The following is a 13,556-nucleotide window of genomic DNA, read 5'->3' as shown; positions in this document are numbered from 1 at the left end:
ATGGCTGAGAATAACTTTCGCGCACTCGCTTCTGCCAATAAAGGAAAGACCTATTTCCTTCTTGCAGCAATGGGAGTTCTCACCTGGCTTGTCGCATACGCGGTACTAACATATTTTGGAGCCGGGACAGCTTCGACAATTGTTCCCTTTGCGGTGGGAATATCACTCATCGGTGTGTGGGGCTCTTACTATGGCTCAGATAAATTAGTTCTCACCATGACAGGTGCCAAAGTTGTTACCCGCGAAGATGCCCCCGAACTCTTCAATGTGATTGAAGAAGTGGTGATTGCAAGTGGTCTACCTATGCCTAAAGTGGCAATCGTGGAAGATTCTGCGCCCAATGCATTTGCTACAGGGCGAAATCCCGATCATGCACTGATTGCATTTACTACACGGATTCTAGAAGTCATGGATCGCGATGAACTTCAGGGAGTCATTGCCCATGAGATGTCACATGTGGCAAACCGTGACACCTTAGTGTCAGCAGTTGCTGCAACCACTGCCGGAGCAATTGCAATCCTGAGTGATTTCCTGATGCGCATCATGTTCTTTGGTGGCGGTCGCAGAGATGGAAACCAAAATCAAAACCCAGTAGCACTTGTTCTCTCACTTGTTGTCTTAATTCTTGCTCCGATTGCAGCGCTGCTCTTGAAATCTGCAATCTCACGTAAGCGTGAGGCGCTCGCTGATGCCACGGCGGTCTCCTTTACGCGCAATCCTGCTGGGCTACGCAAAGCACTTGAAGTTTTGGCTGCTGATTCAACCGTGGTGCGCCAGAAATCAAATGCGGTCGCACATATTTGGATCGAATCCCCGTTGGATGCAAAAGCTGTCTCAAAGTTATTTAGTACTCATCCACCCATCGAAGAGCGCATTGCAACGCTACGTGCGATGGAATCGCTAGGACCACAGATTTGATATTTCTAACTTTGCGCTGAATTACATGGGTGTAACTCCACCCACAATGGGGATAAACTCTGTGGATATCTAGCAAAGAGTGAGTTGATTCAGTAGGAACCCTCACCCCTGCGCCGAACGGGCGGTAAATCCCACTCCTAAGGCTTCTCGCCGGTATTTGACTTGCGATTTAACGATAGGATTTCACCCTGCTATAGCGGAATCACCGCTCTATAGCCCATTTAAGGCAAATTCAAGGAGTTCCCACTTTGAGCGAAAAGCGTGATGTGAAGAAGGAACCAGGCGGATACGACGCCTCCTCGATCACAGTCCTAGAGGGCCTTGAGGCTGTTCGAAAGCGCCCCGGAATGTATATCGGCTCCACCGGTGAACGCGGGCTGCACCACCTTGTCTATGAAATCGTCGATAACGCAGTTGATGAAGCGCTCGCAGGTTACTGCACTGAAATTAAAGTCAGCTTGATGCCCGATGGATCACTACAAGTGGTCGATAACGGTCGTGGAATCCCGGTTGATATCCACCCGATTGAAAAGAAGCCAGCACTTGAAGTTGTTCTCACCGTTTTACACGCAGGAGGAAAGTTTGGCGATGGTGGTTACTCCGTCTCTGGCGGTCTGCACGGTGTTGGCTCATCCGTGGTTAACGCACTTTCTACAAAGCTATCTGCTGAAGTAAAGCGTGATGGATTTACCTGGCGCCAAGATTACCGACTTGGCGTTCCACAAGCACCTGTTGCTAAAGGTGAAGCAACAACTGAGACCGGAACAACAATTCAATTCTGGCCGTCAGAGGATATCTTTGAAACAACTGATTTCTCATTCGAAGTTCTCTCTACTCGCTTTCGCGAGATGGCATTTCTTAACCGCGGCCTAATTTTATCTCTGACCGATTTACGCCCTGGCCATGTCGATGACAAGGGCGAACAAATTGCAGTGCGCTACCAATACCAGGGCGGAATTACTGATTTTGTAAAGCACCTGAACTCCACCCGTGGTGAGCTGCATAAGACCGTTATCGCCATTGAGTCAGAGGATAAGAAGGCGCAACTTTCTCTTGAAATCTCGATGCAGTGGAATAACGGCTTCTCCGAATCTGTCTACACCTTTGCCAACACTATTCACACCCATGAAGGTGGAACCCACGAGGAAGGTTTCCGCACAGCACTGACTTCAGTGGTTAATAAGTTCGCCGAAGAACAGGGACTTATTCGCAAGAAAGAAGATCGTCTTACTGGCGATGATGTCCGCGAAGGTCTTACTGCAATTGTCTCCATCAAATTGGGTGAACCACAGTTTGAAGGACAGACAAAGACCAAACTCGGTAACACTGCCGCGAAATCATTTACCCAAAAGGTAGTCAATGAACGTTTGACCCAGTGGTTTGAACAAAACCCACAAGAGGGCAAAGACATTATTCGTAAATCAATCGATGCAGCTTCTGCTCGCGTGGCAGCACGCAAAGCACGTGATTTAGCTCGTAACCGTAAGGGTTTGCTCGAAGGTCGTGGAATGCCCGGCAAGCTAGCTGATTGCCAGTGGACTGATCCTTCCAAGTGCGAGCTCTACATTGTCGAAGGTGACTCCGCTGGTGGTTCGACAAAGGGTGGCCGCGATTCACGAAATCAAGCAGTCCTACCAATTCGCGGCAAGATCCTTAACGTTGAAAAGGCTCGCATTGATCGCGTGCTACAAAATAATGAAGTGCAATCCCTGATTACCGCACTCGGTACCGGAGTTCACGATGACTTTGATATCGAAAAGCTGCGCTATCACAAGATTATTCTGATGGCCGATGCTGACGTTGATGGTCAACACATTCGCACACTACTTCTTACTTTGTTATTTAGATTTATGCGTCCATTGATTGAAAACGGTTTCGTCTATCTTGCCCAACCTCCACTTTATAAACTCAAGTGGGGAGGTAAAGACCCGGTTGAGTATGCATTTAGTGACAGAGAGCGCGATGGCATGATCAAGATTGGTCTAGATGCCGGAAAGCGTCTTCCGAAAGAAGATGGAATCCAGCGCTTTAAAGGTTTAGGTGAAATGCCGGCAAAAGAGTTGTGGGATACAACTATGGACCCAGAGCATCGGGTCTTGATTCAGGTAACACTAGATGATGCTGCAGCAGCCGATGATTTGTTCTCTGTTCTGATGGGTGAAGATGTAGAACAACGACGGGCATTTATTCAGCGCAATGCTAAAGACGTTAGATTCTTGGATATCTAATGACAACTGATGACATGACACCGGAAGAGGTAACTTTCGATCGCATCGAAAAAGTAGACCTACAAGTTGAAATGGCGCGCAGCTATCTCGACTACGCCATGTCTGTCATTGTTGGGCGCGCACTTCCTGATGTGCGAGATGGGCTAAAGCCAGTTCACCGCCGCGTTCTCTATGCCATGTTCGATGCTGGTTATCGCCCCGATAAGGGCTATTACAAATCTTCTCGCATCGTCGGTGATGTCATGGGTAATTACCATCCTCATGGTGACACCGCTATCTATGACACCGTTGTTCGTTTAGCTCAGTCATGGTCACTTCGTTATCCATTGGTAGATGGCAACGGAAACTTCGGTTCACCCGGTAACGATCCAGCAGCTGCGATGCGTTACACCGAAGCTCGCTTGGCACCTCTTGCCATGGAGATGATGCGTGATATCGATGAAGATACCGTCAACTTCTCGCCCAACTACGACGGGCGATCACAAGAGCCAGATGTATTACCTGCACGCTTTCCCAACTTACTTGTGAACGGTTCTGCCGGTATTGCAGTGGGTATGGCGACAAATATTCCGCCACATAATCTTCGCGAAATCGGTGAGGCAGTTATTTACGCACTTGAACATCCAGATATGCCGGCCCCAGATCTACTTAATCATTTGCTTACTGTTGTGAAAGGCCCAGATTTTCCAACCAAGGCACTGATTGTTGGCCGTGGCGGCATTGAAGATGCCTATCGCACTGGTCGTGGCTCAGTGACTATGCGGGCAGTAGTAAATGTAGAAGAGATTAATAAGCGCACCTGCTTAGTTGTTACTGAACTTCCCTATCAAGTAAACCCAGATAACCTGGCACTTAAAATTGCGGAACTTGTTAAAGATGGAAAGATTAAAGGAATCGCAGATGTGCGCGATGAAGGTAACGAACGTTTAGGCCAGCGCCTGGTTATTGTCTTGCAGAGCTCGGCAATTCCAAAGGTGATTCTGAATAATTTATATAAGCAGACTCAACTACAAGATACTTTTGGTGCCAACATGTTGGCACTTGTCGACGGTGTTCCGCGTACCTTGCGCTTAGATGAATTCATTAAGTATTACATCGAGCATCAAGTTGAAGTCATTGTGCGTCGTACTAAATTCCGCTTAGTTGAAAAAGAGAAACGCGCACACATCCTTAAGGGATACCTCAAGGCACTCGATGCCCTCGATGCCGTGATTGCACTCATTCGTGCCTCAAAGACCCCCGAAGAAGCGCGCACAGGTTTGATGAAGTTACTTGATGTCGATGAGATCCAAGCAAATGCAATTCTTGATATGCAGTTGCGCCGGATTGCAGCACTTGAGCGGCAGAAGATTAATGATGAATACGAAGGCCTGATGGCTGACATCATCGAACTCAACGCAATCTTGGCATCGGAAAGTAAGCAGCGCGAAATCATCAAGAGCGAGCTCACTGAAGTGATTACTAAATATGGCGATGAGCGCCGTACTCAAATTGTGGCAAGTGAAGGTGATTTCTCGGCTGAAGATCTCATCCCTGATAATAATGTTGTAGTAACTATTACCCGCGGTGGGTATTCCAAGCGCACTACCGCTGATCTCTATAAATCACAGCGCAGAGGTGGTCGCGGCGTTAAAGGTGCGGCGCTGAAGCAAGATGATGTGGTTGATCATTTCTTTGTCGCCTCTACCCATGATTGGCTCTTGTTCTTCACCAACCAGGGCCGCGTATATCGGGCGAAGGTGCACGAGCTTCCTGATGCTGGCCGCGATGCCCGCGGACAACATGTGGCAAATCTGATGGCATTTAAGCCAGAGGAACAAATTGCACAAGTCCTTTCATTTAAAGATTACAACGCAGCTCCTTACCTAGTACTTGCCACAAAAGGTGGACTAGTTAAGAAGACCCCACTGACTGAATACGATTCACCGCGCACAGGTGGCCTCATTGCAATCTCATTAAAGCCTGGAGATGAAGTTGTTTCAGCTTCTCTTGTCCGTAATGCCGATGAACTCTTACTTGTCTCTAAGAAGGCGATGTCACTGCGCTTTACCACCGATGACGATTCACTTCGCCCGATGGGACGTTCCACATCTGGTGTGATTGGAATGAAATTTCGCGCGGGTGATGAACTCTTAACAATGGCGCGCGTTGATTCTCAATCTACGCAAGGTGCATTTGTCTTTACCGCAACTGATGGTGGCTATGGCAAAAAAACTCCAATCGATGAGTATCGATTACAGGGTCGTGGTGGCATTGGCATAAAGGCGGCAAAGATCGATGAAGATTCTCGCGGAACTCTTGTATCCGCACTTGTATTAGAAGATAAAGATGAAATCCTTGCGATTACATCTGCTGGAACTGTCATGCGAACCCCTGCAGCTGAAGTGCGCCAAACAGGCCGCGATTCAATGGGAGTTCGTCTGGTCAACTTAGATGTTGGTGTGACCCTGTTATCTGTGACCCGCAACAGCGAAGATGAGATTTCGGAGCAAAAGTAGTAGGGTTCACGCCTGTAGTAATGGGGGCCGTTTTGGCTACTTGATGATATTCAAGTAACCTTGCGCTTCTGCGAAACGCACGAAAGTACGTCTAGCGGGCCCATAGCTCAGCCTGGTTAGAGCGCTTCCCTGATAAGGAAGAGGTCGGTGGTTCAAGTCCACCTGGGCCCACCCGTTCTAATACGGGGACCTAGCTCAATTGGTAGAGCGCTGCCTTTGCAAGGCAGAGGTTAGGGGTTCGATTCCCCTGGTCTCCACATGTCAAACACTGCAACCCTTCATACCTCACTCGGCGACATCGTCATTGAGCTATTTCCTAACCATGCGCCAAAGACTGTTGAAAATTTTGTTGGTCTTGCAACGGGTGCCAAAGAGTGGACAGATCCTCGCACAGGTAAAAAATCAAATGAGAATTTATATGACGGAACTATTTTCCACCGCGTCATCGCTGGCTTCATGCTCCAAGGTGGAGACCCACTTGGTCAAGGATTTGGCGGACCTGGTTACCAGTTCGCTGATGAATTCCATGGCGAGCTTCAATTCGATCGCCCATACATCCTTGCCATGGCTAACTCTGGACCAGGAACAAATGGTTCACAGTTCTTTATCACCGTCGCACCAACAACATGGCTAAACCGCAAGCACACAATTTTCGGTGAAGTAAAAGATGTCGCTTCACAAGCTGTCGTAGACAAGATTGGCGCAACACCAACAGGTGCTCAAGATAAGCCTGTGACGCCAGTTGTCATCAATAGCGTCACTATCGCGTAGTACTTTTCTAAGCGTATGAAATCGCGTTCAACAGTCATAACGCTAATCACCATTATCTGCGCGTTTTACCTATACGAACTCCTTGATTCCGGAATCATTGGCACATTTGGACTTTATGGAATTGAATTACTTAAATCAACAAACGAGTGGTATCGACTTGTCACTGTGGCTCTCGTGCACGATAACTCAAATACAATTCCAATTCACCTAGCATTTAACATGCTTGCGCTGCACTCACTTGGAACACCGATAGAGCGCTTTATGGGCCGCAATAAATTTCTCATTATCTTCTTCATCTCACTTATTGGCGGCTCACTCTTTTCGGCATACAGTCTTGGCTACAACGGATATTCAGTGGGAGTATCAGGTGCGGTCTTTGGTTTATTCGGTGCATTCGTTGTCATTGGTAAGCGAATGGGCGGCGACATTAAAAGCATCATCGTTGTCATTGCCCTGAACTTTGCACTGGGTTTTACTATTGGCGGCGTAGATTGGCACGCTCACCTTGGTGGTCTTATCGCAGGTGCTGTAGTGACTAAGTTATTGCTTACTCTGAAGCCTTCACGCTTCTAAGTAATATCTGGGCAACATCTAGTACTTCAACATCTGATTGCCGCGCCACCATTCCATCGCCGACCATGATTCGGCAGAATGGACAGGCAACAGCGACTTCTTGCGCACCAGTTTCGATAGCTTCATCAACACGATTTAAGTTGATGCGGGTTCCAAGTTTTTCTTCCATCCACATGCGACCACCGCCACCACCGCAGCAGAATGATCGTTCCTTATTACGTGGCATCTCTTCCACATCGCAACCACTTGCCTCTAATAGTTCGCGAGGTGGTGCATAAATTTGGTTGTGTCGACCGAGGTAGCAAGGGTCATGATAAGTCAGCTTCTTATCTGATTTATGAGGACTTGGCTTCAGCCGCCCTTCTTTAATCAAAGTGTTAAGTAATTGCGTGTGGTGCAACATTTCGAGCTCAAAACCACTCTGTGCATAATCTCGTCCAATAGTTGTGAAGCAATGCGGGCAGGTAACAACAACCTTCTTCTTACCTTTTGATCTATCGCCAAAAGTTTCGTTAAAAGTTGCGATGTTTTCTTGGGAGAGAATTTGGTAGAGAAATTCATTACCGGAGCGACGTGCCGGATCTCCAGTGCAAGTCTCACGTTTTCCTAGAACGGCAAAGTTAACTCCGGCCATATGTAGTAACTCAGCGACAGCCTTTGTTGTCTTCTTTGCTCGATCTTCGTATGCACCAGCGCAGCCAACCCAGAAGAGATATTCAACTTCTTCTGGAAGTTCACCGCTAACAACGCGTACTGGGAAATCACACTCTGCAATCCAGCTCTCGCGGTCAGCCTTATTTGCACCCCATGGGTTGCCGGCCTTCTCCAGGTTTCTAAACGTTCCACCAAGCTCTGTCGGAAACTCGGATTCAACTAATACTTGGAAGCGACGCATATTAACGATGTGATCAACGTGTTCGATATCAACCGGACACTCTTCAACACAAGCACCACACGATGTGCAAGACCATAAGACATCAAGTGAGATAGGAGCGTTCTCACCCACAATGTTCTCAGTCTCGACAACCTTTGACATCGCGTGATCGCGCATCGCCATAATCAATAACTTAGGTGAAAGTGGTTTATCGGTATGCCAGGCCGGACATTGCGATTGGCAACGACCACATTCGGTGCAGCTGGTCATATCCAGCAAGCCCTTCCAGGAGATATCTCCGCGCGTTCCAAGCCCAAATACATCATCTTCTGCCGGATCTTCGAAATTAACCGGCTTACCTTTTGAGAGCATCTCTGGCAGCGCACCGAGTGCTGGTTGATCGATATTGCGTTTGTAGTAAATATTAAAGAAGGCAAGGAATCTGTGCCAGGCGATACCCATAGTGAAATCAGATGCAATCACAATGAACCAGGCCATTGAAATAACAATCTTGAGCGTTGCAACGATAACTATTGCACTTTCAAGGGATGCAACTGACATAGAGTTAAAGGCAAGAACTGCCGGCCATGAAATTGCATAGTGCCAGTTCCATGATTCTTCATTAGCGAGTGCGCCTTCCAAACCGCGAAGTGCAATGACACAGAAAACAATGCCAAGAATTGTTGCCTCGATGTAATAGGCCTTACCCATATTCGATCCACTAAAACGATTGCGCGTGCGAAGACGAGTTACTTGGCGAATGCCAATCAAGGTAACTATGCCAACGCCGGTGAGGGCGGCAATAAGTTCAGCGAAGAGTTCATATCCAACAAAATGCCCAATGATAGGAAGTGCAAAGTCAGGGTTAATTACTTGTCCATATGCGGTGATAAGAGTTCCGAATAGCGCACCAAAACCAATCATCACAAACCAGTGAGCGATTCCCGTGGCTGTGAAGTTGAGCATCTTGGTATGTCCAAGAACTTCTGTGAGCATGTTCTTAAACCGCGCAGATTTATTGTTGCTGCGAGTGGGATCTGGTTGCTGCTTCTTATAAATAGCAATTAATTGGCGCACTCGCACAGTAAGAAAAATGAGTGCGAAGGCAGTAATGAGATAAGAGAGTCCTGCCAGCGCAAACTTCATGAGCGTAAGGGTAATCGTTACTGGCGATTTAGGAAGCGCACATGCTTAGGAGTCAACTCATCTAATGAATTCACACCCAACAACTTCATATTTCGAACCATTTGCGTGCGCATGATTTCAAGTGCGCGCTCGACGCCATCTTGGCCACCAGCCATCAGGCCATATAAATAAGCTCTGCCCACATAAGTAAATTGAGCACCGAGTGCGATAGCGGCCAGAACATCAGCCCCATGCATAATTCCAGTATCAATATGAATCTCGTAATCTTTCTTAAATTCCTTCTTGATATCACTGAGTAAATGCAGCATTACTGGAGCGCGATCGAGCTGCCTGCCGCCATGATTGGAGAGTAGAACCGCATCGGCTCCAAGCTCTGCCGCCTTTTTTGCATCATCAAGATTTTGAATTCCCTTGACCGTCAGCGTTCCATTCCACTGTTCTCTAATCCACTTCAGATCTTCCCATGTCATTGTTGGGTCGAACATGTAGTCAAGGAGTTCTCCTACAGTGCCCTCCCAATTCTTCATCGATGCAAATTCGATTGAGGGAGTTGTTAGAAAGTTAATCCACCAAGCAGGTCGAGGAATAGCGTTAATCACTGTTCCAGCTGTCAGACGCGGTGGAACGGTGAGGCCATTTCGATAATCACGAATTCTTTGTCCGGCGGCAGGAACATCAACTGTGAGCATTAGGTTTTTCACACCAGCACGTTGTGCACGCTCGACCAACGCCATGCTTCCTTCGCGATCTTTCCACATATATAACTGGAACCAATTGCGACCACCAGGTGCTGCGGTGACAACATCCTCAATAGTTGTTGTGCCAAGGGTTGAGAGCGTAAATGGAATTCCATATTTTTCAGCAGCCCGTGCTCCCGCAATTTCACCTTCAGTCTGCATCATGCGGGTAAATCCGGTTGGAGCAATACCAAGTGGCATTGAGAATTTTTCTCCGAGTGAGGTGCGAGTTAAATCTGCAGTAGATACATCTTTTAAAATACTTGGAATAAATTCAAGATCGGCAAATGCTTGACGAGCACGTTCTAGACTAACTTCACTCTCTGCTGACCCGTCGGTGTAATCAAACGGACCTTTAGGAGTGCGCTTCTTTGCAATATCGCGTAAATCCCAGATTGTGTATGCCTTCTCTAAGCGACGCTTCTTGCGGCGCAGAGTAGGAAGTGAGAACTTAAGAAGTGGGGCTAGCTCCGAAGGCTTGGGAAATTGACGCTTAACATTCTTGCCCATGGAAGAAGTGTTCTAAAGTTTCTTACTTAGCGCCACTTAGTTGCGAGCGAGAATCCCACGGCAATAAAGCTAAAGCCAATAATCATGTTCCAAGCTCCGATACCCGGAATTGGGTAGCGAGTTTCGCTGACATAGAAGATGACAATCCAGAAGAGGCCGATTAGGAAGTTGGCAATCATCACAGGGGCAAGCCACGATGGGCTCTCGAGCAGCGGTGACTCTTCTTCGATGTGATGCTGTTCTTCGTGAGCGTGCTGCTCGGCGACTTTCTTACGCAACTTCGACTTTGGCATGAGGGCAAGGTTACAGCACAATTAGGACCATGGCTCGAATCCTCGTCATCGATAACTACGACTCGTTCGTCTTTAACCTCGTTCAATACCTCGCACAATTGGGGGCAGAATGCACCGTTGTTCGAAACGATGAAGTCACAGCCGATGAAGCTGCGCGATATGACGGGGTTTTAATCTCCCCAGGACCGGGCACTCCCGATAAGGCTGGGGTCAGCATCGCGATGATCAAATACTGCGCAGCGAATTCAATTCCGTTATTTGGCGTCTGTCTTGGCCATCAAGCAATCGGTGAAGCATTTGGTGCCACTGTCTCTCGCGCTCCAGAGCTTTTACATGGAAAGACGTCAGAAGTTATTCATAACGCAACGGGAGTACTGAGTAATCTGCCTTCACCATTTACTGCAACTCGCTATCACTCACTTGCAGTAGAACGAGATACCGTTCCAGATGTCTTAGAAATTACCGGGTCAACTGAATCTGGTGTGGTCATGTCACTTAAGCATAGAAATTTGCCAATCGAAGGCGTTCAGTTCCACCCAGAATCAGTCTTAACCGAACACGGACATCAGATGTTGGCTAATTGGTTGGTGACATGTGGTGATCTAGCTGCACCTAAGCGAGCAGTTGGATTATCGCCAGTAGTCGGCAGAGCTAATTAAGGCTCTCTATTAATTGTAATTGTGACTGATTTACCAATTGTTTGGGTTGACTCCGCATCAGGTGCTTGGCGAATAACAACTCCGAGTGGTTGCTCCGGATCAAAATCAAAGAATTCGTTGATAAGAAAACCCGCTTGAATCAGCGAAGTCTTAGCTTGAATTGCTTCCACACCAACCAAGTCTGGAACAGTGATTTCACCACTTGCAATTGTGAGAATTACTCCACTGCCAGCATCGGTAACTGAGCCCACTGCAGGTGTCACTTCGAGCACTGTTCCCTGTGGTTCATCTGATGGAGCAGCAATGGTCTGTGAAACAAGTAGACCAACAGCGGTAAGGGCTGCGCGCGCATCGATTAGTGACATACCAATTAGATCATCAGGAACAATTGCCTCTCCCGGACCCTTTGAAATCGTAAGTACGATCGATGATCCGGGTTGGGCGCTCATTGTTGCTAGTGGAATTTGGCTTGCAACTCGATCGCGTGGAATAACACCGTCATTCGCTCGTCTAATCGTGATTGTGTATTGGCTCAAGAGGGCGCGTGCTTGTGCCTCACTCAAGCCCACAACATTAGGGATTTGCGCCAGATTCTTATTTGAGCTGCCACTATATAAATAACCACCAATAGCTAGCGCAATTGCGGCAAAGAAGGCACCACCATAAATAAGGGCAGACTTACGAGTAAATACTGGAGGGCTAACAACCTTGGCTAATACTTTCTCACCTGCACGTACTCGAGCAATATCATCGAGCATTTCTTGTGCACTTTGGTAACGATCTGCAGGTTTCTTGGCTAGTGCAACTGCAAGGATAGTTTCAATTCCTTCTGGAAGATCTGGTTGTATGGTGCGAATAAGTGGAGCGGTGCTCGAAGCATGTTGGTAGGCAATTGATACCGGAGTTTCTCCAGTAAATGGTGGTTGCCCCGAAAGTAGTTCAAAGAGTAAGCATCCAGCTGAGTAAATATCACTTCGTGAATCTGCGGGCTCACCCACAGCTTGTTCAGGTGAAAGATATTGCGCAGTTCCCACAACATTCCAGGTGCTGGTAAGAGTGGCACCAAGATCATCCATGGCACGCGCGATTCCAAAGTCCATCACCTTCACATCACCTTTATCGGTGATCATTACATTCGCCGGCTTGATATCGCGGTGAACAATCGCTCGCGCATGTGAATACTCAAGGCCTGCAAGAACGCCCTCGGCAATTTCTAGTGCGCGCTGGAGCGGAAGTCTTTCCCCGTCGTGAATCAGATCACGCAGAGTGTGCCCAGAAACAAGTTCCATCACGATATACGGCGCAGGTTCTTCACCAGAGTCATAAACAGCAACAATTGCTGGGTGATTAAGGCCAGCAGCAGCTTTTGCTTCTTTTCTAAATCGAGCCACGAAGAGTGGATCTTTTGCTAAATCACTCCGCAAGATTTTGATAGCTACTTCTCGTGACAAACGTTGGTCTTGTGCAATATACACATCGGCCATGCCACCGGTGCCAATCATTTCCCCAAGCAGGTAGCGAGCACCCAATAATGAATTCATCATTGTGCGGCACCTAAGGTGAGAATCGAACTATCTTCACTTATCTCCACCAGATCAGCGATGATTACCGTGACGTTATCGGGAGCGCCATTGATATAGGTGGCATCAACTAAAGCATCAACAGCTTCTTTGCGATTCTTACCTTTAATCAATGACTTAATCTCTTTCTCGGTTAAGACAGAGCTCAACCCGTCGCTGCATACTAGATAGCGATCTTTAACTTTTCCTTCGAGAATCAGTAGAGGTGCGTGTGTGATGCCATCGCCCATGAGGACTTGAGTGAGCACCGAGCGCTGAGGATGCGTTGCAATATCTGCCTCCGAAATTGCACCTTGGCTAAGTAGCTCTTGAATCACGGTGTGGTCGAGAGAGAGTTGCTCAAATGAGTTTGCCCGCAACCGATATGCCCGGGAATCTCCAATGTGGAGCAAGGCAATCTTTTCCTGTGAGAGAAAGAGAGATGTCAACGTAGTTCCCATGCCCGAAAGCTCTGGGTTTTCATCTGCCGCACTCTTTAGCTGAGTATCAATAGTGTGAAGTGATTGGCCAAAGAGATCGTCAGCAGAATCAGAATCAATATCTGGGTGAGTAATAACTGAGGTGAGTTCGGCAAGTGAATTGATTGCAATCTTTGATGCAACTTCTCCTGCTGCATGCCCGCCCATTCCATCGGCAACGGCAATAACGTGCAGTGAAGTAAGAGCGCTATCTTCATTGCCCTTGCGGACAAGACCCACCGCAGAACGCGCGGCAGTTGCGAAGTAGAGCTGGCCCATGGGGGTAAGACTAATCTCTTTGCTACTCTCGG

General features: G+C 47.7%; 11 protein-coding genes and 2 tRNA genes. 8 read left to right on the top strand and 5 right to left on the bottom strand.

Annotated features, from left to right (window positions below; all coding sequences use genetic code 11):
- The 7 genes from A1sIIB76_RS06710 to A1sIIB76_RS06680 all read left to right on the top strand — a co-directional run bounded on the left by A1sIIB76_RS06710 (nt 1) and on the right by A1sIIB76_RS06680 (nt 6,988).
- On the top strand, nt 1–918 hold the full coding sequence (locus tag A1sIIB76_RS06710) for a M48 family metallopeptidase (RefSeq protein WP_095675417.1): 918 nt from the start codon (nt 1–3) through the stop codon (nt 916–918).
- Between the two features lie 248 nt (nt 919–1,166).
- The gene (gyrB, locus tag A1sIIB76_RS06705) at nt 1,167–3,146 is read left to right on the top strand and encodes a DNA topoisomerase (ATP-hydrolyzing) subunit B (RefSeq protein WP_095697317.1); all 1,980 of its coding nucleotides are present in this window, start codon (nt 1,167–1,169) and stop codon (nt 3,144–3,146) included.
- Entirely contained in the window at nt 3,146–5,644 is a 2,499-nt protein-coding gene (gyrA, locus tag A1sIIB76_RS06700; RefSeq protein WP_095697316.1) for a DNA gyrase subunit A, read from the top strand. The genes gyrB and gyrA overlap by 1 nt, the downstream gene beginning before the upstream one ends.
- A 96-nt stretch (nt 5,645–5,740) precedes the next feature.
- Nucleotides 5,741–5,815: transfer RNA gene (locus A1sIIB76_RS06695), tRNA-Ile, on the top strand.
- A 13-nt stretch (nt 5,816–5,828) separates the two neighbouring features.
- A tRNA-Ala gene (locus tag A1sIIB76_RS06690) sits at nt 5,829–5,901 on the top strand.
- A 1-nt stretch (nt 5,902) separates the two neighbouring features.
- On the top strand, nt 5,903–6,415 hold the full coding sequence (locus A1sIIB76_RS06685) for a peptidylprolyl isomerase (protein ID WP_095675414.1): 513 nt from the start codon (nt 5,903–5,905) through the stop codon (nt 6,413–6,415).
- A gap of 15 nt (nt 6,416–6,430) precedes the next feature.
- The gene (locus A1sIIB76_RS06680) at nt 6,431–6,988 is read left to right on the top strand and encodes a rhomboid family intramembrane serine protease (RefSeq protein ID WP_095694084.1); all 558 of its coding nucleotides are present in this window, start codon (nt 6,431–6,433) and stop codon (nt 6,986–6,988) included.
- Here A1sIIB76_RS06680 and A1sIIB76_RS06675 read toward each other — a convergent pair.
- The 3 genes from A1sIIB76_RS06675 to A1sIIB76_RS06665 are packed head-to-tail and all read right to left on the bottom strand — an operon-like array spanning nt 6,963 to nt 10,548.
- Complete coding sequence (locus tag A1sIIB76_RS06675) at nt 6,963–9,008, bottom strand: 4Fe-4S dicluster domain-containing protein (protein WP_095697315.1); 2,046 nt, start codon at nt 9,006–9,008, stop codon at nt 6,963–6,965. The genes A1sIIB76_RS06680 and A1sIIB76_RS06675 overlap by 26 nt on opposite strands.
- Nucleotides 9,009–9,025: 17 nt before the next feature.
- Nucleotides 9,026–10,255, bottom strand: coding sequence for an alpha-hydroxy acid oxidase (locus A1sIIB76_RS06670; RefSeq protein WP_095697314.1), 1,230 nt, complete (start codon nt 10,253–10,255; stop codon nt 9,026–9,028).
- A gap of 26 nt (nt 10,256–10,281) precedes the next feature.
- Nucleotides 10,282–10,548 (bottom strand): cell division protein CrgA, encoded by a 267-nt coding sequence (locus A1sIIB76_RS06665; protein WP_095675529.1) that lies wholly within the window; start codon nt 10,546–10,548, stop codon nt 10,282–10,284.
- Nucleotides 10,549–10,577: 29 nt separating this feature from the next.
- Between A1sIIB76_RS06665 and A1sIIB76_RS06660 the strand changes: the two genes are divergently transcribed.
- Nucleotides 10,578–11,207, top strand: coding sequence for an aminodeoxychorismate/anthranilate synthase component II (locus A1sIIB76_RS06660; protein WP_095697313.1), 630 nt, complete (start codon nt 10,578–10,580; stop codon nt 11,205–11,207).
- Here A1sIIB76_RS06660 and A1sIIB76_RS06655 read toward each other — a convergent pair.
- Together A1sIIB76_RS06655 and A1sIIB76_RS06650 are read right to left on the bottom strand one after the other, a co-directional pair.
- The gene (locus A1sIIB76_RS06655; protein ID WP_095694080.1) at nt 11,204–12,751 is read right to left on the bottom strand and encodes a protein kinase domain-containing protein; all 1,548 of its coding nucleotides are present in this window, start codon (nt 12,749–12,751) and stop codon (nt 11,204–11,206) included. The two genes, A1sIIB76_RS06660 and A1sIIB76_RS06655, sit on opposite strands and share 4 nt — an antisense overlap.
- Nucleotides 12,748–13,524 carry a PP2C family protein-serine/threonine phosphatase gene (locus A1sIIB76_RS06650; protein WP_095694171.1) on the bottom strand — a complete coding sequence of 259 codons (777 nt, stop codon included), beginning with the start codon at nt 13,522–13,524 and terminating at the stop codon, nt 12,748–12,750. The genes A1sIIB76_RS06655 and A1sIIB76_RS06650 overlap by 4 nt, the downstream gene beginning before the upstream one ends.
- Between the last annotated feature and the right edge of the window lie 32 nt (nt 13,525–13,556).

It is taken from the genome of Candidatus Planktophila versatilis (assembly GCF_002288265.1).
Taxonomy (GTDB): Bacteria; Actinomycetota; Actinomycetes; order Nanopelagicales; family Nanopelagicaceae; genus Planktophila; species Planktophila versatilis.
Note: the sequence above shows the minus strand (reverse complement) of the source record. Positions and strands in the feature narration are given on the sequence as shown.

Coding starts and splice junctions, on each gene's coding strand:
- A1sIIB76_RS06655 (WP_095694080.1), bottom strand. CDS start 12,751: ATGATGAATTCATTATTGGGTGCTCGCTACCTGCTTGGGGAAATGATT.
- A1sIIB76_RS06710 (WP_095675417.1), top strand. CDS start 1: ATGGCTGAGAATAACTTTCGCGCACTCGCTTCTGCCAATAAAGGAAAG.
- A1sIIB76_RS06680 (WP_095694084.1), top strand. CDS start 6,431: ATGAAATCGCGTTCAACAGTCATAACGCTAATCACCATTATCTGCGCG.
- A1sIIB76_RS06675 (WP_095697315.1), bottom strand. CDS start 9,008: ATGAAGTTTGCGCTGGCAGGACTCTCTTATCTCATTACTGCCTTCGCA.
- A1sIIB76_RS06665 (WP_095675529.1), bottom strand. CDS start 10,548: ATGCCAAAGTCGAAGTTGCGTAAGAAAGTCGCCGAGCAGCACGCTCAC.
- gyrA (WP_095697316.1), top strand. CDS start 3,146: ATGACAACTGATGACATGACACCGGAAGAGGTAACTTTCGATCGCATC.
- A1sIIB76_RS06685 (WP_095675414.1), top strand. CDS start 5,903: ATGTCAAACACTGCAACCCTTCATACCTCACTCGGCGACATCGTCATT.
- A1sIIB76_RS06670 (WP_095697314.1), bottom strand. CDS start 10,255: ATGGGCAAGAATGTTAAGCGTCAATTTCCCAAGCCTTCGGAGCTAGCC.
- A1sIIB76_RS06660 (WP_095697313.1), top strand. CDS start 10,578: ATGGCTCGAATCCTCGTCATCGATAACTACGACTCGTTCGTCTTTAAC.
- A1sIIB76_RS06650 (WP_095694171.1), bottom strand. CDS start 13,524: ATGGGCCAGCTCTACTTCGCAACTGCCGCGCGTTCTGCGGTGGGTCTT.